This window comes from Falsibacillus pallidus, assembly GCF_003350505.1.
GTDB lineage: Bacteria > Bacillota > Bacilli > Bacillales > DSM-25281 > Falsibacillus > Falsibacillus pallidus.
Map to the genome: position 1 here is coordinate 148,420 of NZ_QQAY01000004.1, position 21,294 is coordinate 169,713.

Below are 21,294 nucleotides of genomic sequence, written 5' to 3' on the forward strand. Positions count from 1 at the left end.
CCTCCCGATGAGAGCAGTCCAAAGCAGGATCCACCCTCGAAATTTTTCATAGACTTCATAAAAAATTTCGGGGTGGGAATCGAACCCACTAGGACCAGCTGAAAAAATTATTACCACTGGTGGCGCACCATTTGCCTTCCCTCAATTGCGTATAAAATTGTGTGTTGAATTAAAATCTATTTCCTCTGTATCATACAAAAAAAATCAGGAAATGGGAATAGTGAAATTGTTAATTTTTCTTGAAGTTTTTCCACCAATTTTTGACAAAAAACTGCATGCTTTTCTTATAAATCCGAAAATGCGATTTCGCCGCTGATGACTGTCATGACAGGCTTTGACATAAAGTCAAATGGATGTCCGTTCCATAGGACAATATCTGCATCTTTTCCTTCTTCGATGCTGCCGATTCTATCATCCACTTTTAAGTTGCGGGCAGGAAGAATGGTGATTCCTTCGAGCGCCTTTTGCAATGGCAGCCCTTCCCTTACGGCAAGGGCTGCACAAACGGGCAGATACTGAACGGGCGTGTAGGGGTGGTCGGTTGTAATCGACACTTCAACACCTCTTTTGGTCAATTCTTGATAGGTCTTCCATGTCTTGTTTTTTAATTCCACTTTCGATCTTCTTGTCAAAGTGGGCCCAACGCACACCTTTAAGTTTAGATCCTTTAATTCATCCGCAATGAGATGACCCTCGGTACAGTGCTCAATCCTCAAGTCCAAGTCAAATTCTTCAGCGAATCTGAGGGCAGACAAAATATCATCTGCACGATGGGCATGCACCCTTACTGGTATTTCCTTTTTCAATGCCTTAACTAGAGGGGCCACACGAAGGTCTTCAGGATGATCACAATATTTGGCTTTATAAAATGCTTCACGCAGCATTCCCATGATCCCCATCCTTGTAATGCTGTCGTTATTGCCGTTGCTGTGTATCCTTTTAGGGTTTTCGCCGAGGGCAAGCTTCAGACCAGCAGTTTCCTTTAAAAGCATCTTCCGAATATTTTTCCCATGAGTTTTAATAACAGAGGTTGTCCCACCAATCACGTTGGCACTGCCAGGCATTATCCCGACGGTCGTGATGCCGTAGCGGATCGCATCTTGGAATCCCGGATCTAATGGATACACGCCATCAATGGCACGGATATGTGGTGTCAGAGGTTCGACAGTTTCATTTGCATCGTTTCCTGCCCATCCGGTGCCTTCATCATAAAGTCCAAGATGTGTATGGGCATCAATAAATCCAGGCAGCAAGTATCTTCCGCCGCAGTCTATGACGGTCTCATGATTCGTTTCAGGAAATAAGCCGAATCCAATTTCTTTAATTTTTCCATCCACGATCCTAACATCCCCATTCTGGATAGGGGCAAAGGTAACCGGGATGATATGAGCATTCTTTAATAGTATATGATTCATGTTTAGTCCTCACTTAATTGGTGCATTTTTTACCTATTTTAGCAAATTCTAATGCGGTCAAGAGAGAAAAATCCATTCATTTTTAAAAAAGGTGAGTATATTGGAGAGTAAGGATCAAGGCCCCAAGAATCCAGACATACCAGGCGAAAATTTTTAAGGAACGCTTCTTTAAAAAATTGATCATCCCAACTATAGCAAAATAGCCAAACAATGCAGATGATACAGTCCCCGTCATCAAACTGGTAAGAGTCACGGTCTCCACTTGTGAAGTGAAAAGCTCCTTTCCTTGAAATACAACTCCTCCCGCAATTGCAGGGATGGACAATAAAAATGAAAAGTAGGCAGCTGTTTCCCTATCGAGTTTTCTGAAGAGCCCGGCAGCTATCGTCAAGCCTGAGCGGGATAGTGCAGGAAAGATCGCTGCTGCCTGAAATGCTCCGATAAAAAATGCATCAAAATAAGAAATTGACTCCAAGTTTTTAGACCCATTCTTAACCCCATCTGCGAGCCAAAGGACCACTCCTGTTGCAAGGAACTCCCAACCGATGGTGATGCCGGACTTTGAAATGGAATCAAAAAAGTCCTCGAAAAGCAGCCCTGCCGCGACTGCAGGAAGAGTTCCGATGATCATGATCCCGGTCAATCGGCTGAATGGCTTACGGACCATCTTCCATAAAATATCTTTATAGACGATCATCACCGCAAGCAAGGTTCCGATATGGAGCATGGTATCCAAGAATATACCAGCGTCATCAAGGTGAAAAAGATGCCGCCCTAAATACAAATGCCCGGTACTGGAAATGGGCAAAAACTCCGTCAATCCTTGTATAATTCCTAAAATAAACGACTGTAAGTTAGACATGATATTCACTCCTCAAAGGACAATCCTATAATAGAATCCTATTTTCATGTTTTAGAGTGAAGAACAAAAAAATAATGAAAAAAACAATCACATTGAATCTTTTAGAAAGCTGAATCGTATACAGTAGTAAAAGAAAATAGATTTTTGAGGACCTGTGAATTTCTCCTCGGAATCATGAACCTACCGACAAAGAAGGAGAATGTAAATGCCAACGAATGAAGAAAGATTATGGGCTGCTGGAATATATGTTCTAAGCTTTTTTACAACTTTTATCGGGCCGCTGGTGATCTGGCTGCTCAAGAAGAACGACTCGGATTTTGTAGATTATTACGGCCGGGAATATTTTAATTTTTTGATTTCATATGCCGTCTACACATTGATCAGCTCCATTTTGATTTTTGTCCTTGTAGGAGTTTTGATGCTTTGGGTTTTGGGAATCATGGCGTTTATTTTTACAATCATTGCTGCGATTCGAGCATATGAAGGAAAGCTATATAAAATTCCTCTTGTTTTCCGAATATTATAATGATCACTTGAAATAAGTCCTGCAAATAGAGGGCTTATTTTTTTGGATTCGAATAAGTTTTATGAGAAAATAGAGTCGTCTTAATAATTGTTTAATACAACTAACTATTTTGGAAGGAGTGAATGAGATGTTTCTATCTGACCTTGGTCTCGTCCTTGAAGGCGGAGGGATGAGAGGTGTTTATACTGCAGGCGTTCTGGAATGTTTTCTCGAAAATGATATAGAGTTTCCTTACGTAGTGGGAGTTTCGGCAGGGGCATGCAATGCAGCTTCTTTTCTTTCTAAACAAAAAGGAAGAAATAAACAGGTGAACATTGGTTTCATTAGAGATCCCAAATATATCTCTTGGAGAAATTATTGGAGAGACCGAGAGTTATTCGGGATGGATTATATTTTTGACGAAATACCAAATAAAATCGTTCCATTCGATTATAATGCCTTCTTTCAAAATGAGGCAGAATTTGTGATTGGGGCTACAGACTGCATGACTGGAGACGCAGTTTATCTGCATAAACACGATTACGCAGAAAACCTTCTTTCAGCTATACGTGCTTCAAGTTCTCTTCCTTTTGTAGCCAAGGAGATTCATTTTAAAAATAAGATTTTGCTGGACGGTGGGATCAGTGATCCGATTCCAATCAAAAAAGCGCAAAATGATGGATATACCAGGAATGTTGTGGTGCTGACAAGAAATAAGGGATATCTAAAGAAACCTTCTAGATTCAACTTCTTAGTAAAGAAAAAATATCCTCACTATACGGGCTTAATGAAAGCAATGATGGAGCGCTATGAAAAGTATAATCAAACGATTGCTCTCCTTGAGGAAGAAGAGACTAAGGGAAATACCATTATTATTCGTCCGAACGAGCCCTTGAAGGTCAGCAGGGTGGAACGGAACCCTAAAAAACTGGAGAGTCTATATTTGCAAGGATACGACGATGCTCAAGAAAAAATTGAGTCCATTAAGGCTTTTTCAAAAAAAGAAATAGTATCTGCCTACTAGGTGCTGTACGAAAATCGACAGCTGTTCCAGCTATTATTAACAGTGTAAGAATCTCTCTATCATAATTGGCTTAGTAGAGCCGTATAATATGAAAAACAGTTTGTATTTGAGGGATTCAATGAATATAAAAGATTATTTCAGGAAGCAGACAGCTCTATACCTCTATCAAGTGGTCTTATATTCATTAATGGCCGCTTTCGTTTTTTTAATCGATTATCATTTTCACATTCCGGGAACCATTTTCCTTATCTTGATTGTTATCCTTAACGCTGTTTTATTTGGAAGTGTAATAAAGTATATCTATTATGCGAGTCGATTGTCTTCAACGAAACCCTTTCCGATGGATGAAACAGCAGCGGCCCGCATCCAGGAAGACGTGGGGGATCGAAGGGAATATCTGCTCATCAAAGATCCATCCCCAGGGTTCAGCCTGAAATTTTTTTCGTATATGGGACTATGCGAGTTTGAAATAAAAGATAATTTTCCTGGATGGTGGAATTGGCTCACTCCCGCTTCCTTTAAAGAATGGAAAACGAATTCCTTCATAGTGAAAAAGAGAGATGGACAAGCAGTCGGAGAGATAAAGTTAAATCCGAACACATACCGGTTAAGTGTTGTTTTCGGTGAAAATTCATTTTCATTGAAATATTTAAGGAATAATCGAAAGGCTGCTGTTTTTGAATGTGGAAATGACGTGGTTGAAATTCAAAAACAAGGGAACGGACAGAGCTTTGTAATCAATAATCGAAAAGTGGCCGAGTTGTCTAAAGGATACATGCCTTTGAGCATTCAAAAGCTTTTCCCTGTAAATACGCCTATTTTATCCTTTAATGAAAAGACAAGTGAAAAGGAACAGTGGCTGGTAGTTTCCCTTTTGATTTGCTTATGGTTCAATCGGGATCGATAACTGCATTTCCTGTTTAAATTTGGCCCTTTTGGTGAAAGTAAATTCATCAGGATCATTTTAAGGGAGGATGCAGCCATGAATGCTAATTTTGACGTCTGTATAGAGGCTTGCCTGAAATGTATTGAAGCTTGTAATGTATGCTATCACGCTTGCCTAAAGGAAGAAAATATAGGGATGGTAAGAAGGTGCATCGAATTGGATAGAGAGTGTGCTGAAATCTGCACACTTGCAGTAAATTCGATGCAAAGAAGCAGTAAATTTGTTTTAAAAATATGCGAATTATGTGCTTCGATCTGTGAAGAATGCGCTGAGGAATGTAAAAAGCACGATCACCGCCATTGCATTGACTGTGCAAAAGCGTGCTCTTATTGTGCAGAGGCGTGCAGGAAGATGATAGCTTGATTTTTAGAAGGAGGACCTGTTTTCCAAAAGGCTTGTCCTTGACAAATATTTTATTTTACCTTGATAATGAGGGTAATCGAATAGGATTCCTTCGGGGCAGGGTGAAATTCCCTACCGGCGGTGATGAGGATCAAGTCCTCTCAGTCCGTGACCCGTTGTTTTAGGATAACGGTGGATTTGGTGAAACTCCAAAGCCGACAGTGAAAGTCTGGATGGGAGAAGGAACATAGCGTTAAAAATGATGAATTTTAACGCTTATTTAAGTATGTCTATGCGCCCCGGAAACTTTTTTCCGGGGTTATTTTTATGTTGAAACGGAGGTGAAAACATGCTTGGATCAGAAGCCTATATGAAGCTTGCAGTCTCTATGGCCGCACAAACATTAGGTCAGACGAGTCCCAATCCATCTGTTGGCTGCGTCATTGTCAAAGATGGCGCTGTAGCCGGAATGGGTGCTCATTTAAAAGCTGGAACTGAACATGCTGAAATCCACGCCCTGGCTCAGGTTGGAAAAAATGCCGACGGTGCCGATTTATACGTGACCCTTGAACCTTGTTCACATTACGGGAAAACACCACCTTGTGCAGAAGCGATTATAGCTGCTGGAATTAGCCGGGTATTCATTGCCGTTTTGGATCCCAATCCCTTAGTTTCAGGCAAAGGAATGGAGATTCTGCAAAAAGCAGGCATCGAGGTAAATGTAGGATTATGTGCAGAAGAAGCGTGGGAAATCAATAGAATGTTTTTTTATTTTATCAAGCACAAAAAACCTTTTGTAACAGTTAAGACTGCCCTGACATTAGACGGAAAATCTGCTTCATTCACCGGTGATAGTAAATGGATCACTTCAGAGGAAGCCAGGATGGACGTCCATGAATCAAGGCATCTGCATGATGCTATATTAACAGGCATCAATACCGTCAATAAAGATAACCCCTTGCTCACCGCCAGACTGCCCCGAGGCGGAAGAAATCCCATTCGTATTATTTTAGACACCTCACTTTCTATAAGGGAGGATGCAAATGTTCTTACTGATAAAAACGCTAGGACAATTGTGATATGCGCCAAAAATGCTTCTATCGATAAAGAAAAGTGGATTAGCAGCCAAGGCATCCAGGTGAAAAGGTTTCCTTCCGAATCCATTCATTTAGAGGAATTATTGGATTGGCTTGGAGAGCTGAATATTATTTCTTTATATGTTGAAGGAGGAAGTAAAATACATACCTCTTTCATCAGAGGAGGTTTATTTCAGGAATTGCATTGCTATCTCGCACCCAAGATTCTTGGTGGGAATCAATCGATTCCATTTATAGGCGGGGATTCATTTGAAAGGATGGAACAATCCACCCCAATTGAATTCAGCCATGTCGAAAGAATTGGTCCAGATATCAAAATTATTGCCAAGCCTTTAGCGAAGGTGGTGAATACATGTTCACAGGAATTATAGAAGAAATTGGGAAAATCAAACAAATTGAAAGAAAAGCTTATTCGATGAAATTGGTAATTGAAGCAAGAAAAGTGCTTCAGGATGCTCGTTTAGGGGACAGTATTTCCGTCAATGGCGTCTGTTTGACAATCACTTCTTTCAAGGATAGTGAATTTGAAGCGGATGTCATGCCGGAAACATTCATCCATACATCACTTAAAGATCTTCAGCCCCAGTCAAACGTCAATCTCGAAAGAGCTCTAAGTGCAAATGGAAGACTTGGAGGTCATTTTGTATCGGGGCATGTCGATTGCACCGGAAAAATCATAAAGACAGACATGGTTGAAAATGCCCTTTATATGACGATAGAGCTTGATGGGAAGTGCATGAAATACGTAATGGAAAAAGGCTCTGTGGCAGTGGATGGAACTTCTTTGACTGTCTTTAAGGTGAGTAGTAATTCCATTACAATTTCCTTGATCCCCCATACAAGGCATCAAACCATTATCAGCAATAAAAAGGTCGGGCAAGCAGTCAATATCGAATGTGACATGCTGGCAAAATATTTGGAACGTCTTGTGACGGCCAAAGAAAGCCCATCCCCTTCATCAGGCATTACGCTTGATTACTTAAGTGAAAAGGGCTTCTTATAAAAAGCTGTTTTCGCAACAATTGTTGTTAAAATCTTACTGCCGATTTTAACGTCGAATTAGCTGTTTGGTGCGTTGCAATATAGTATCCAGGCTCTTTTCTAGCTTAATACACTATTTTGATTGCATTAGTGAACCTGCTTTAATGGCTAAAGCAGCAAACTTTGAGAAAAGAGCCTTATAAAATGAGGTGAAATTATATGTTTCATACAATCGAAGAAGCAATAGAAGATCTAAAAAAGGGAAAAGTCATCATTGTCGTTGATGATGAAGATAGAGAGAATGAAGGAGATTTTGTCGCATTGGCTGAAGGGATCACTCCGGAAATTGTTAATTTTATGGTTACGGAAGGAAGAGGGCTCTTATGTGTGCCAATAGCAGAAGAAAGAGCAGAGCAATTGAACCTTTTACCCATGACTGAACAAAATACCGATTCCCATGGCACTGCCTTTACAGTTTCAGTAGACCATATCGATACTACAACCGGTATCAGTGCTTTTGAACGTGCGCACACCATCTCCAAGATGATGGATGACGAGGCAAGGCCGTCCGATTTCAAACGTCCTGGCCATGTTTTTCCTCTTGTAGCTAAAGAGGGAGGAGTGCTGCGCAGGGCGGGACATACAGAAGCGGCTGTTGATTTGGCTAAATTAGCAGGGGCAAAATCAGGTGGAGCCATCTGCGAAATAATGAAAGAAAATGGTGAAATGGCGAGAGTCCCCGATTTAGAGGGGATTGCACGAAAACATCAATTGAAGATGATTACGATCAAAGATTTAATTGAATACCGGAGAAAAAGGGAGGTTCTCATTAAGAGGGAAGTTGAAATAAAGCTGCCTACGAAATATGGGGATTTTAAAGCAGTCGGATTCACAGAGGTATTGACGGGACAAGAGCATGTAGCATTGGTGAAAGGGGAAATAAACGGAGATGAACCAGTACTATTAAGGGTTCATTCAGAGTGTTTGACTGGCGACGTTTTCGGCTCAGAGAGATGTGACTGCGGTCCCCAGCTCGAAGCTGCTCTGCATCAGATAGAAAAAGCCGGAACCGGGATTCTTTTGTACATGAGGCAAGAAGGCAGAGGCATCGGACTGATCAATAAAATGAAAGCTTATCAACTGCAGGAACAGGGTTATGACACCGTTGAAGCAAATCATAAATTGGGATTTGCAGATGATCTGAGGGATTATGGTATAGGGGCCCAAATATTAAAAGAGCTCGGTGTAAGAGAAATCAAATTGTTGACGAATAACCCAAGAAAAATATCTGGATTAAAGGGGCACGGTCTGCAAGTAGTCGAACGTGTCCCCATACAAATGCCAAGCAGCGAATCAAACGAGAAATATTTAAAGACTAAAGTTGAAAAGCTTGGCCATTTATTGAATTTTAAGGAGGATGAATCAAGATGAAAAATATTTATGAAGGCAATTTGGTCGGAACAGGATTAAAGGTGGGAATCATCGTTTCAAGGTTCAATGAATTTATAACAGGGAAGCTTTTAAGCGGTGCTGAAGATGCCCTGAAAAGACATGGAGTCAATATGGAAGACGTCGATATAGCGTGGGTTCCAGGAGCATTTGAAATCCCTCTTACAGCGAAGAAGCTGGCAGATACCAAAAAATATGATGCAGTTATTACGCTTGGGACTGTCATCAGGGGAGCAACACCGCATTTTGACTATGTAAGCAGCGAAGTGGCTAAAGGAGTATCGAGCGCCGGGATGAATAGCGGGGTTCCAGTTGTATTCGGTGTGCTGACAACAGACACGATAGAACAGGCGATTGAACGTGCAGGCACAAAAGCTGGAAATAAAGGATGGGAAGCCGGGGTCACTGCAATTGAAATGGCAAACCTTTATAAAACCTTTGAAAGTTGATCAATCCGCTGCCTAAAACAAATATTCCTATAACCGTGCTTAAATACGTTGGCAAACGGTTCACTATCTGCTAAAATTTTTATTTGTGGCTTACCTTCTGCGGAAGGGAAAGCGGGTAGGGAGAGGGACAATTAAATAGAAGGTTTAATATGAAGCAATTATTTCCAAAGGGTGTTTTTGATTTAAAACGTCATGATACCACAGCGCGAAATGAAATGATGGCTGGATTAATCGGTTTTTTTACAATCGTTTATATTATTGCAGTGAATTCATTCATTCTCGCAGAAGCAGGAATTCCTATTGAAGGAGCTGTGCTTGCCACTATCCTCACGTCTTTTGCTGGATGCATGGTGATGGGATTTTGGGCGAATGCGCCAATCCTTCTTGTGCCAGGGATGGGGATCAATGCATTGTTTACCTATACGCTTGTTCAATCAATGGGGTTTACATGGCAGGAAGCTTTAGCCGTGGTATTTATTTCAGGTGCTGCATTTACCGTTATTTCCTTTACCCCATTGACAAGAATGATGAGCAATGCGATTCCACAATCATTAAAGGATTCAATTACCATTGGTCTGGGCTTTTTTCTATTGCTGATAGGTTTGGAAAAAGGCGGCATTGTCATTCGGGGAACCAGCTCGATCATCGCTCTCGGTGATTTCAGTTCGGGAAAGGTGCTTGCTACAATTCTGACTTTTGTCATTGCGATTGTTCTTTTTTTACGCAATGTTAAGGGGAACTTTCTTTGGAGCATTTTGATAGGTACTGGTATTGCATGGATATTCGGCCTGCTGCCTCACCAAGAATCCGTTCGATTTTCGGTTGTGGCTTATAAGGATGTATTCGGGGCCATGTCTTTTGACAAATTGGCATCCTTTCCATTTTGGGTAGCTGCTTTTTCCATAACAATGGTTCTGGTATTTGAAAATATCGGGCTAGTGCATGGGCATACCAAATTTATGGGCCAGCCTCATAAATTTGAGCGTGCGTTTCAGTCAAATGGCATCTCTGCTCTTTTATCCGGACTACTTGGTTCAAGTCCTACGGTCTCTACCGTAGAAAGCAGTGCGGCAATTGCAGCAGGAGGGAGAACGGGGCTCACTGCCGTCACTACCGGCGTATTGTTCCTGACCTCGATTTTATTCATTCCATATATCAAGATGATGCCGGATAATGCTGTTGCGCCTATCTTAATGATCATCGGCGGCCTTATGATTGAAAATATTCGAACTTTGAACTTCAGCGATTTAACAGAAGCATTTCCTTCTATATTCATCATTGCGATGATTCCTTTTACTTATAGCATCGCGGATGGGATTGCCATCGGGTTTATCCTTTATCCGATTTTGAAACTTGCTATAGGACGGGCAAAGGAAGTTTCTGCAGTGCTTTATATCATTGCTGGATTGTTCCTGGTGAATTTTATTATTCATTATATTTAGTTGATAGAAGACAGTCTCTTTAAGGGGCTGTCTTTTTTACATTAAATTCCATAGAAAAGGATGGACTTATCTGAAAAATTTGGTATTCTGAAAGTATGAATTAATCTTCGTTCGATTTTTACATTTTAAGACAAAAATCGTCCGGTTCTGTGGAAAGGAAGAAGGGTATGGAAGTTTTTGTTGCAAGGCAGCCAATCTTTAATTCAAAAGAAGAAACAATCGCTTATGAGCTGCTCTATAGAAGAAATCACCAAAATGAATTTCCATCTATTAATGGAGACCAAGCCACTGCAGAAGTGCTGATCAATAGTTTTCTTTCCATAGGGATCGATAAATTATCTAATGGCAAACCGTGTTTTATCAATTTTACGCAAAATCTGTTGATGCTTAAAGTCCCTGCTTACTTCAGGCCGAGGGAAATAGTCGTAGAAATTCTGGAAGATGTCACGCCTTCCAAAAGCATCCTGCAAATTTGCCGGGAATTAAAGTCACAAGGGTACCAAATTGCGTTGGATGATTTTATTTTGTATGAGAATAGTGAAGATCATCATGAATTGATGAGGCTGGCAGATATAATAAAAGTTGATTTCTTGAATACATCCGTTGAAAAACGTACAGAAATCGAGGCTCTTGCCAAGCTGTTGAATGTGAAACTCCTTGCTGAAAAAGTGGAGACAATGGGAGAATACCATGAGGCAAAGAAGAAGGGCTATTCTTATTTCCAAGGTTATTTTTTCAGTAAGCCGATCATCTTATCTTCACATGACGTCCCTGCTTATTTTCATTCCTATTATAGTGTAATCCAGAATTTATCCGTTTCGGAGCCCAATATTCAAATCATTACAAATTTAATTGAACAGGATGTATCACTTTCCTATAAATTGCTTCGCCTCATCAACTCTCCTGCATACAGGCCAAAGCAAAAAATCTCTTCCATCAGGCAAGCCATTGTCTTGCTTGGGCTGATCGAAATTCAAAAGTGGATTTATGTGTTAGCGGTCAGGGAAAAAAATACTTTGGAAAACAAGATGTCAGAAGAAATAATCAGAACATGCCTTACCAGGGCAAAAATGTGCGAACTGATTGCAGGCAACAAAAAAGAGGAAAAAAAATCTTCTATGTACTTTTTGACGGGTATGTTTTCTATGCTTGATGCAATCCTGTCGATGCCGATGGAGCATATCGTAAAGGAACTGCCGCTGATGGATATCATCAGTGACGCATTGAAAGGGAAAGAGAATGATCTTAAGGACGTTTTGGATTTGGTGATAGCTGTGGAAAAAGCAGAATGGGAGAAGGTATTTGTATTATCAGGGAAAATCAACTCTGACCCGGCCAAGCTTTTTGAGTTTTACACATTTTCATGTTCTTGGGCAGAAGAGCTGCTGAAGGATGATCTCCTGCTTGTTCCTTGATTTTATAAAAATGGTTTTGCTGGACGTATGAAACGCTTAAGCTGAAATGATATAGTCTGCCTAAGGGAAGGGTTCGATGCCGCTTTGGCAATATCAGCAGGGAAGGGATAGATGCCGAATGCATTGCACTTGACTCTGAGATGGCCATCATACAAACATCGCCCATCTTTAAAAGTGATGACGGTGTCGACCAAAACGATTTTCTGTTCTAAATTTTGATCCGTTTCATCTCTTACTTCTCTGATTGTAAACTGAAATCGGTAAGCATTTTCTTGAAGAACCATTTTTCTTCACCTACATATAAAAATGTAAAAAAGGCTGCAAAATTGCAGCCTTTTTATTATACCCTATGAATCTATTAATAAACACCTACATTGTTCCATGCAGCAGCTACAGAAGATGCTGTCGAAGAGCCGTAAAGATCTTGTGCAGATTGAACAAGTGCAGCCCTTGCATCAGAGAATGTGCTGTTAGGAGTCATATAGACAGTAAGTGCACGATAGTAGATTTGTTCTGCTTTTGCCAATCCAACATTGTTGACAGTATAGTATGCTGCTTTATTCGGGATTCCACTATTGGTATGCACGCCTCCCCAATCTCCAGCGGATGTATTAGGCAGGTTTTGATAATTGCTCATATTATCTGGTTGTCCATAAAGCGGAGGATTGGATAGGCTGCGAAGGGCATCGCCGCTCTTATACGGCGTGTAAACGTCTTCGCCCATCAGCCAATCGCCCGGATCAAGGAAGTATCCAAATACATCAGAGAAGGATTCATTCAATGCACCCGGCTGATTTTCATAATTCAATCCTGCTGTGGTTTGCGTCACTGCATGAGTCAACTCGTGGGCTACGACATCATTGGCCCCTGATAAATACGTGAAAGTTGAACCGTCGCCATCGCCATAAATCATTTGGTTTCCGATCCATGCAGCATTATTATAATTGCTGCCGTAATGGACAGTTGATGTGATGTCAGATCCTTGATTATCCCAGCTTACGCGGCCGAAATTATTATAGTAGAAATCAAATACTTTGCCCGCATAATAGTGGGCATCTACCGCTGCTTTTTCTCTTTCTTTCGTAAATTTATTAGTAGTCTCTGTGATGTAGTAGCCAGGGAGATAAGAATCCCCGCCATTATAGTTATCCAGCGTTTCGATTACGCCATTCATTGGTTTAGAGATATCAAATAAATAATAAGTGCTGTTATAGTAGTACGTATTGACAGATTTTGTATCCCCAAGGACGCCAGTTCCGGTTCCTGTGGCATCATTGACTTGATTGATGGATTTTAAGATTGATCCGTCTTCAGCATTCACCCAGATTTGCCAGTTTGCCGGATATGGTTCTGCAAATTGCAGCTGTACATGATATGCCAAAGTATATTGGTCATCCTTGTTGAAGACGACAAGATCAGATTTTTCCGTAAGGGTGCTTTTTTCTCCCTTTAGCGTCTTCACTTTTTTGTCCGCCTGCGATTTATCTACTCCAATTTCTTTCCAAGCGGCTGTCAACGCATCTTTTTTGGATAATTTTTTCGATTGTTTCACTTTATCAGGGGCTCCTGGATGAAGCTCCCCATTCACAGCAACTACATTTCCGTCTTTGTCTGTATGGACCATGACTCTGGAAGTATCAATAGGGACATTTTGGATGGATGGAACAAATGTGTAGTGGGTCATGCCAAGCTTGTCCGTTTCTTGCTTAACAAAAGTGAGTTTCATGTCTGGATCGATTTTAAATAAATCCTTGTTTTCTTTAAAGAATTTCTTAACATCCTTCTCATTGTGAACACTTTTGCTGCTTAACTTTCCTCTAGCAAATGATGGAACCTTTCCGGAAAATTGTTCGCTCCAATTGATTTTCGAATCAGCCTTCACATTTGCTGCCGGGTCTGATTCTTTCGCCGAAGCGGCACCTCCAACTGATAATAAACTTGCTGATAATACAACTGCACTTGCCGCTGACATCCATTTGTTTTTTAATGTCATTATGTATCCCTCCTCTTTACGGAAATGATATCATAAAATTCAGAACTTTCTTTATAACTGTAGGAATTATTCCTATAGTTATACACGGAATTGGGATTGTCTGTAAAATGCGAATTCAGCGGGAAGTTCCATTTGCAGAGGGGAATGAGAAGCAATTTATTGAATTCAGGCCTGTCTTGTGGCAATCTATAAACATAAAGAATACTTTGTAAGTGTATAAAATTCGGAGGTTTATTATAATGAATATCCAGCTTTATAAGTGCCATGGTTCTGAAAATGACTTCTTATTAATAGATGAGATGACTCATAAGTACCAATTTTCAGAGGAGGATCGGCAAAATTTAGCCATTGCTCTTTGTGACAGAAAGTCTTCACTGGGTGCAGACGGTATCCTCTTTGTTATAGGGAGTCAACATGCAGATGCGAGAATGAGAGTATTCAATTCTGATGGATCCGAAGCGTCAATGTGTGGAAATGGGCTGAGATGCGTGGCAAGATACGTATCAGAACTGACGAAAAAAGATAAATTGCTTATTGAGACAATGAAGGCTGATTTGACAGTTGAAGCTTCGCAGCCCTTATTTGAAGAGATTCCTACTTATAGTGTTGAAATCTCCCCTGTCCTTTTTGATTTGCAGGCCCTGCCTATGAACTTGGATAAAGAAACATTATTGAATGAAATGGTGCCGCAGCTTTCAGAGGAATTGATGTTTTCAGCCGTTGCAGTTCCCAATCCACACTTAATAAGCTTTGTAGACACTGATGCTATTCGGTCAAATGAACAAAAAGTCATTTCTGAATATGTGAATGGACCTAATGATCTATTTCCTGATGGTGTGAACGTCAGCTTTGTTCATAGTCTGGATCCGCAGAAAATCTATGTCAGAACGTTTGAAAGAGGCGTAGGATTTACAAATGCTTGCGGTACAGCTATGTCTGCTTCAAGCTTGATTTCCACTATGCTAAAAATCAATTCTGCAGAAGAGGCTATTGAAGTGTTTAATAACGGCGGCAAAGTACAATGTAAGATTGTAAAAAATGAGGAGACCGGCAAATATTCAATCCGCTTGATTGGAAATGCCACGTATCTATTCCAGGCATCTGTGGAATTGGATGTGAAAATGCCTGAGGACTTCACTGTTCTTGATAAAAAGGAATTCGAGGAACAGGGGCAATACGAGAGGCTAAGCGAAGAAGTGAAGAATTATCTGGAAGAAAAAATCTTTTTTAATTGAAATGTATGTTAAGGGAGGATTAATTTCCTCCCTTTTTTAAAAACTCCAGGATAGGGGAAAACGGCTGTCTTTTTTTGCTTTGGAAATAAGTGGAGAAAGGGCAGCCTCTTTTTTTGAGGGAGTGTAAGACAGAATCCATTGTATAATCTTCGATGTTAAGTTCAGCAGAAACGTCAGACCAGAATAAAGGAGCAGAGAGCAGTGCATCTGCATTTGCCCGCACTGAGTAGGGGGCAATGATGGTCTTGCCCTCGGCGTGCTGTATGTAATCAAAATAAAGCCGCTTCCCTCGATTTTTCTTTAGGCGTTCTATCGTAAACTGTTCAGAGTGGTTTGTGACTAGATATTTCGCAATAAATTCGGTGAACAGTCTAGTTTCTTCCCACGTGAACTTTTGGGAAGGCAGCGGAACAAATACTTGCAGCCCTTTATTTCCTGAAGTTTTTACAAAGCTGATCAGGCTCATCCCGTCGAATAGTTCTTTCAGCTTGAGGGCGGCAGAAACAGCAAGATGGAAATATTCCCTGCCAGGTGGATCAAGGTCAAAAACGATTTCTTCAGGAAAAGAGTTGCCAGCCTGTGTAAAAGGGATGTGGAACTCAATAGCCAATTGATTTCCGAGCCATATCAAAGATGCTAAGTCATTGCAGAGAATATAATTGATATTGTCATTTTTATGCGTTTTGATGTATTCGGGAGCGTATTCAGGACAATTTTTCTGAAAAAAGGATTCTCCGTTTATCCCATGCGGCAGTCGAATTACTGTTAATTCCCGATCTTTGAGGTACGGAAGGATATATGGTGCAATTTTTCTAAGATAGGATAAATACATCAACTTATCAATGGCGGGTTTTTCCCACAAAGGTTTATCTAAATGAGTGAGTGTTGATTTTTTAGGGAAATTTTGAGAATCGAAAAGGAGTTTTTTAAACGTGCAGTCTTCAGGTTTCAAATCAAAGCGAAAGTCTTTCAGCCTTGGCTCCCTTAGTTCGTTATCCATCATTTCTAAGTAATAGATATCAACGCAGATTCCAGGTGGAATTTCAATGATTCCATCTTCTTTTTTTATCCCGTTGGAGTGAATCACATCATTTAATGCGTTCTTTTGTTCAGGAGAAGCACCTGATAAGAACTGCCCTATTCTGCAGACCTTGCCTTCTTTATATATGGATATTTCATAATAACCGTTCTTTGTTGAATAGCCTGAAATGAAACATGAGAGAGTATTCCAGTTTTTGAACTTAAGCCATTCAGCACTCCGTTTTCCAGAAAACCACAAGCTGTTGGTTTTTTTGATGACGATGCCTTCGCTCCCATATAAATCAACAATCGGCCATATATCTTGAATCGTTTGAAAGGTCGCTGCCAATTTGATTAAGGATTCAGGTTCTAAATCCCAGGTTTGAAATAAATCTTCCAGACGCTTCCTTCTCATGGAATACGGTTTATTGAACAAATCCGCTCCCTTTACATGAAGCATGTCAAAAACCATAAGCCGGGAAGGCCTTTTTTGAGATGCTTCTTGAATTTTAGAGGCAGACTTCATTCTTCCCCGTACCTGAAGACATGCAAAATCTGAAGCATATGGGTTTTTTAATAAAACCAATTCGCAATCCAAGACCATCGGCAGTTGGTTTTGGATTATGGAAGTATGATTTTCCAAATATGTTTTTATTTCAGGGAATTGAGGGAGAAGCTCTTTCCCATTTCTGCTTATTAAAGAAATACTATTCCTGTCCAGATAGAGTATGGCTCTGAAACCATCATATTTTATTTCATAAGACCAATTTCCAGCTGGAGAAGGATTAAATGTCAAAGTTGGAAGCATCGGTTTCAAATTTATCACCCTTAATTAGTGTTTCCTAATTGGCTGTCTCTATTTCCAAAACTTGATCAGTATGAAAATTTATGAATTTACCCCAAATTAAAAGAAAACGAAAGCAGGGGAATCTGTCATGCACACAATTTGGAAAGGGAGCATCAGTTTTGGACTGGTCAACATCCCCATTAAACTCCATGCAGCTACAGAGGATAAGGACATTAAGCTGCGTTCACTTCATAAAAAATGCCATACACCCATCAAATATGAAAAAATATGTCCTGTATGTGAAGAGGAATTGTCACCGGATGATATTGTGAAGGGATACGAAGCAACCAAAGGGAAATTTATTGTATTAGAAGATGAAGAGTTGAATGAATTAAAAAAAGCTACTGAAGAAAAAGCGGTAGAGATTGTTGATTTTATAAAAATGACTGAAATTGACCCAATCTATTTCAACAGAAGCTATTATATGTCGCCAAATGATACGGGCCTAAAAGCATACTCCTTATTAAGGGAGGCTCTCACTGAAACCAAAAAGGCAGGGATCGCTAAAATTGTCATGCGTTCAAAAGAACAGCTTGCTGTCATCAGGGTATATAATAATACGCTATTGATGGAAACCATCCACTTTCCGGATGAAGTGAGAAGTGTTGAGGACGTACCTAACGTTCCTGAAAAAAGTGATGTATCAAAAAAGGAATTGGAGACAGCCATCCTCTTAATTGATCAATTAACAACAAAATTCGAACCTGAAAAATATGAAGATGAGTACCGTTCAAAATTATTAAAGTTGATTGAATCCAAACAGGCAGGAAAAGAAGTGGTTACGCCTAAACCTAAGGAAAAGAAAACGAATGTAAGTGATTTGATGAGTGCGCTGCAGGCGTCCATTGATCAATCCAAACCTAAAAATACAAAGAAACCTGCAGCAAAGCGAAAAACCACCGGGAAGAAGAAAGCAGAATAAACAGTAAAACGTTTATCCCATTATCCAATTGTGGTACTTATTAATGTGAATCTTTACCGTGTGATCAGGTGAGGAAGGTTCATTAATAAAATTGAAAAGGTGATCCAGATTAGCAGAGATATAAAAACTTGGGTGAAAATCGGAATAATAGCAGCATTAATTATCATTTTTACAAAGTCTTTTTTGGAGATTGCCGATGACTATAACGAATCAGAGATCAGACATTTCGATTCTTTCGTTATTGCAGGGGTACAAGGGCATGTGTCTCCGTTTTGGACAAAGGTGATGGTCAGTATATCATTTTTAGGATCGGTCCGGTGGATCATGATTTTGAGCATAGCAACTGCTTTGATCCTGTTCTTGTTCAAGCACCGCCTTCTTTGTTTATATGTCATATTTACGGTTTCACTTGGCGGGGCATTCAACTGGATTTTGAAGTCCATTTTTCAACGGCAAAGGCCAGATATTGAACCTATCATTGAAGAACAGGGATACAGTTTTCCGAGTGGACACTCCATGGGATCGTTTATCTTTTATGGTGCCTTGGCATTCATTATATTCAAGCTGTACGAACATAGATTGGCAAAAGCAGCGGGGGTGCTTCTAGTTAGTCTACTAGTACTGGCAATCGGAATCAGCAGGATTTATCTCGGCGTCCATTACCCTAGCGATATTGTAGGGGGCTATACAGCTGGTGCAGCATGGACATTCATTTGTATCACCGGCTACAGCTTTCTTGACTTTCGCCTTAAGAAAAGACTCGAATAACGCTAGTAAAGATTCGGTAAAGTGGGAGCATTAAAAACTGTGGGGTGAGAGGATGATTGAAGTTATTTGGAAAGCCATCGTAATGATCCTCACAGGAACCATTCTACTGAGGATTGCTGGCAGGAAATCAATAAGTCAAATGAATGTGGCTCAAACAGTCATTATTTTTGCAGTAGGTTCAATCATTATTCAGCCATTCATTTACCATGATGTATTTCGCACGATTGTAGCAGCGAGCGTATTTGTTTTGATTTTAATTATCATGGAGTTCCTGCAAATAAAATTTAATTTTTTTGAACGTTTCTTAACAGGTACTTCAATCATTCTTATTGAAGATGGTGAATTGCAGGTCAATAACTTAAAAAAACTGAGATTTTCCGTTGATGAACTGGAAATGCACCTTCGGCAAAAAGGTGTATCCAGCATTCACGATGTGAAAATGGCTACTTTAGAGTCGAATGGAATGATTGGTTACGAATTAAAAGACTATGCAAAGCCTTTGACAGTTGGAGATTTTGAAAAGATGCTTCCCATGCTTGTATTAAAACATACGGAACAGCCTCCAGGGCCAATATTTCAAGAAGTCGAGCAAAAAAAATCAAATCATGATAATCAGGAAAAATTAAATTAGCAATGATGATTTGACATAGATAGAAACTTGATGTATAGTTAGAGATTGTTGAGTGAAAAACACGCAGCAGTCAATCACTGGAAGCTGCAGCTGACAAGAATTGGCATGTGCGGATCTTGTTTTTTACTAAACAATTTAGTAGCTCTTTTTAGAGGTCGTTAAGTGAATAATAATATTTCTCAATCCCAAGCGGATTGATCATCAGCCTATGAAGGCGATGCTGCAATAGAGTTGCCAAACATTGCAACGAATGTCTAACAATTTTTATTAGCAAGACAGCGGAAAATACTTCTCACGGATTTTTTACCTGCACCAACTGTCCAGGAAAAGGATAGTTCTTCAAAAGCATCGTTTTACCCCACCTTATTGAATCCAATTATTTTTCAATTAAGCAAAAGGATTACTTTTCAGTTAAACGGGTATATAGGTTGTATCACATACCTGATTCACACTGGCGCGGTCTCGGAACCGTAAGGATGAAAGAGAGGTAGGGCTTTCATCGTTTTAGGTATCAAATCGGATGGAAATTTGAATTGATAAATTAACTTCTAAAAAGAGAAATCATTTAGTAAAAAAAGTAGGGCATCGCATTCAGGCGGTGCCCTACATCCAATTTATCCGAAAAACTCAGGCTGAACCGGATTTCTGCCATTACATAATATTTACTTGATTAAGAATGATTTCATTTTCTGTCAAATTAATTGCCGCAGCTACTGTTTTCTTCTCTTTTAAACGGGTAAACACTTAAGGACTGATATAATTGAACTGTTATCCAAATGAAGGAGGTGTAAGGAAATGATGCAGCCAATAATAGATTTTCTCATTCAACTTGGTTGGATCGGGTTATTGATTGGAGTGGCGTTTGAAGCTCTTTCAATCCCTATTCCTTCATCTTTCTTTATCGTATTTTATGGCTATATGCTAAAACCTGGACTACTGGAAATTTTCTTGATCGGTTTACTTATTACAGGTGTATATATCATTTTCAGTTTTGTGCCCTATTGGCTGAGCATAAAGTTTGAAGATAAACTTAAAAGTAAAATATCCAAAAAGAAAATGAAAAAGGCCATGAATTGGATTGATAAATATGGTGATTGGTCCATTGCATTAGGCAGAATATTCGGGATGGGCTATATAGCTTTTATAGGCGGATTCTGTAAAATTAAACCAATGAAATACGCTTTACTAACGTTTATTGGTGTATACCCTCTAGCGGTCCTTTTCGTCTATTTGGGGACATTAGGAAATATTAAAGCAATCAACGGGATGATCAATCATGTGTCGTGGTGGGCTGGAGGAATAATTCTCATCATAGCCGTCATTATTTTTGGAATGAAATATTTAAGGAAAAGAAACAGGATGGCCCATGAACAGCAATAAACTTAATATTGATTTATCCTAATTAACATGTTATATTATTTGAGCGATGAGCTAATTGCGTAAGTCGATGAATTGAGCTCTTGCAGCTCAGCTGGGATGTGGCCCGGGATAATTATCGCCGCAATATTTGCAACCAAGACGTCTGACGGATTTCAGGCGTCTTTTTTATTTTCTTTTTTTCTTAGACCATAGAAAAACCGCCCAATTGAGCGGTAAAAGAGGAAACCTATAGTAGATTCTATATATAGTTGAAAAATCGATAAAATCCACTATATGTTGTGCATATCATACCATATTCATGTTTGAATGGGAATCATTACTTTTGATTTTTTGTAGTGTGTTTAATATAATATTATTGAAAATCATTCTCGATAACTCGTCATGCAATTGTTGAAATGACAATGCATCTCACTTTTTACCCCTCTTTTAGTTAGGGAATGATTTAACCATCCCTTTTGTGCATTTGGAGGCAGCCTGCTTTTAGGCTGTCTCTTTTTTTGTTTAATGTGCAATTAAGAAGAAGAATCGCGAATGTTATTGGTTGTTTTTGAATGTTTATGATTGTTTTTGA

The 21,294-nt window shown here is 39.7% G+C and carries 20 protein-coding genes and 1 riboswitch; of the genes, 15 read left to right on the plus strand and 5 right to left on the minus strand.

Annotated elements, in window-relative coordinates:
• Window positions 1-284: 284 nt before the first annotated feature.
• A complete protein-coding gene (locus DFR59_RS09710) occupies window positions 285-1,415 on the minus strand; it encodes an amidohydrolase (RefSeq protein WP_114745423.1) in 1,131 nt (376 codons plus the stop codon).
• Between the two features lie 82 nt (window positions 1,416-1,497).
• Window positions 1,498-2,277, minus strand: coding sequence for an undecaprenyl-diphosphate phosphatase (locus tag DFR59_RS09715; RefSeq protein ID WP_114745424.1), 780 nt, complete (start codon window positions 2,275-2,277; stop codon window positions 1,498-1,500).
• Window positions 2,278-2,482: 205 nt separating this feature from the next.
• Between DFR59_RS09715 and DFR59_RS09720 the strand changes: the two genes are divergently transcribed.
• The 10 genes from DFR59_RS09720 (at window position 2,483) to DFR59_RS09765 (ending at window position 11,927) form a co-directional block, all read left to right on the plus strand.
• On the plus strand, window positions 2,483-2,803 hold the full coding sequence (locus DFR59_RS09720; protein WP_114745425.1) for a DUF4870 domain-containing protein: 321 nt from the start codon (window positions 2,483-2,485) through the stop codon (window positions 2,801-2,803).
• Window positions 2,804-2,930: 127 nt separating this feature from the next.
• The gene (locus DFR59_RS09725) at window positions 2,931-3,806 is read left to right on the plus strand and encodes a patatin-like phospholipase family protein (protein ID WP_114745426.1); all 876 of its coding nucleotides are present in this window, start codon (window positions 2,931-2,933) and stop codon (window positions 3,804-3,806) included.
• Between the two features lie 118 nt (window positions 3,807-3,924).
• A complete protein-coding gene (locus tag DFR59_RS09730; RefSeq protein ID WP_147278263.1) occupies window positions 3,925-4,713 on the plus strand; it encodes a hypothetical protein in 789 nt (262 codons plus the stop codon).
• A 75-nt stretch (window positions 4,714-4,788) separates the two neighbouring features.
• Entirely contained in the window at window positions 4,789-5,115 is a 327-nt protein-coding gene (locus DFR59_RS20630) for a four-helix bundle copper-binding protein (protein WP_114745428.1), read from the plus strand.
• A gap of 83 nt (window positions 5,116-5,198) precedes the next feature.
• A riboswitch (FMN riboswitch) is annotated at window positions 5,199-5,343 on the plus strand.
• Window positions 5,344-5,443: 100 nt separating this feature from the next.
• On the plus strand, window positions 5,444-6,562 hold the full coding sequence (ribD, locus tag DFR59_RS09740) for a bifunctional diaminohydroxyphosphoribosylaminopyrimidine deaminase/5-amino-6-(5-phosphoribosylamino)uracil reductase RibD (RefSeq protein WP_114745429.1): 1,119 nt from the start codon (window positions 5,444-5,446) through the stop codon (window positions 6,560-6,562).
• A complete protein-coding gene (ribE, locus tag DFR59_RS09745) occupies window positions 6,544-7,194 on the plus strand; it encodes a riboflavin synthase (protein WP_114745430.1) in 651 nt (216 codons plus the stop codon). The genes ribD and ribE overlap by 19 nt, the downstream gene beginning before the upstream one ends.
• A gap of 197 nt (window positions 7,195-7,391) precedes the next feature.
• A complete protein-coding gene (locus DFR59_RS09750; protein ID WP_114745431.1) occupies window positions 7,392-8,603 on the plus strand; it encodes a bifunctional 3,4-dihydroxy-2-butanone-4-phosphate synthase/GTP cyclohydrolase II in 1,212 nt (403 codons plus the stop codon).
• Entirely contained in the window at window positions 8,600-9,070 is a 471-nt protein-coding gene (gene ribH / locus DFR59_RS09755; RefSeq protein WP_114745432.1) for a 6,7-dimethyl-8-ribityllumazine synthase, read from the plus strand. The genes DFR59_RS09750 and ribH overlap by 4 nt, the downstream gene beginning before the upstream one ends.
• A 149-nt stretch (window positions 9,071-9,219) precedes the next feature.
• Window positions 9,220-10,512, plus strand: coding sequence for an NCS2 family permease (locus DFR59_RS09760; protein WP_245948437.1), 1,293 nt, complete (start codon window positions 9,220-9,222; stop codon window positions 10,510-10,512).
• Window positions 10,513-10,679: 167 nt separating this feature from the next.
• Window positions 10,680-11,927, plus strand: coding sequence for an EAL and HDOD domain-containing protein (locus DFR59_RS09765; protein ID WP_114745433.1), 1,248 nt, complete (start codon window positions 10,680-10,682; stop codon window positions 11,925-11,927).
• 2 nt (window positions 11,928-11,929) lie between these two features.
• Here the strand turns inward: DFR59_RS09765 and DFR59_RS09770 are convergent, their stop codons facing one another.
• The gene (locus DFR59_RS09770; RefSeq protein ID WP_114745434.1) at window positions 11,930-12,211 is read right to left on the minus strand and encodes a hypothetical protein; all 282 of its coding nucleotides are present in this window, start codon (window positions 12,209-12,211) and stop codon (window positions 11,930-11,932) included.
• 74 nt (window positions 12,212-12,285) lie between these two features.
• Window positions 12,286-13,920 carry a M4 family metallopeptidase gene (locus DFR59_RS09775; RefSeq protein WP_245948438.1) on the minus strand — a complete coding sequence of 545 codons (1,635 nt, stop codon included), beginning with the start codon at window positions 13,918-13,920 and terminating at the stop codon, window positions 12,286-12,288.
• Window positions 13,921-14,159: 239 nt separating this feature from the next.
• On the opposite strand from DFR59_RS09775, the gene dapF reads away from it, so the two are divergent.
• Entirely contained in the window at window positions 14,160-15,155 is a 996-nt protein-coding gene (gene dapF, locus DFR59_RS09780) for a diaminopimelate epimerase (RefSeq protein WP_114745435.1), read from the plus strand.
• Between the two features lie 19 nt (window positions 15,156-15,174).
• Here dapF and ligD read toward each other — a convergent pair whose 3' ends face one another.
• A complete protein-coding gene (gene ligD / locus DFR59_RS09785) occupies window positions 15,175-16,983 on the minus strand; it encodes a DNA ligase D (RefSeq protein ID WP_211318547.1) in 1,809 nt (602 codons plus the stop codon).
• 127 nt (window positions 16,984-17,110) lie between these two features.
• Here ligD and ku point away from each other — a divergent pair, with 127 nt between their 5' ends.
• The 4 genes from ku to DFR59_RS09805 all read left to right on the plus strand — a co-directional run bounded on the left by ku (window position 17,111) and on the right by DFR59_RS09805 (window position 20,723).
• A complete protein-coding gene (gene ku / locus DFR59_RS09790) occupies window positions 17,111-17,944 on the plus strand; it encodes a non-homologous end joining protein Ku (RefSeq protein WP_114745437.1) in 834 nt (277 codons plus the stop codon).
• Window positions 17,945-18,076: 132 nt separating this feature from the next.
• On the plus strand, window positions 18,077-18,712 hold the full coding sequence (locus tag DFR59_RS09795; protein ID WP_158538362.1) for a phosphatase PAP2 family protein: 636 nt from the start codon (window positions 18,077-18,079) through the stop codon (window positions 18,710-18,712).
• 52 nt (window positions 18,713-18,764) lie between these two features.
• A complete protein-coding gene (locus tag DFR59_RS09800; RefSeq protein ID WP_342768313.1) occupies window positions 18,765-19,343 on the plus strand; it encodes a DUF421 domain-containing protein in 579 nt (192 codons plus the stop codon).
• Between the two features lie 795 nt (window positions 19,344-20,138).
• Window positions 20,139-20,723: a DedA family protein gene (locus DFR59_RS09805; protein ID WP_114745439.1), complete on the plus strand. Its 585-nt coding sequence runs from the start codon at window positions 20,139-20,141 to the stop codon at window positions 20,721-20,723.
• The last annotated feature ends 571 nt before the right edge of the window (window positions 20,724-21,294 follow it).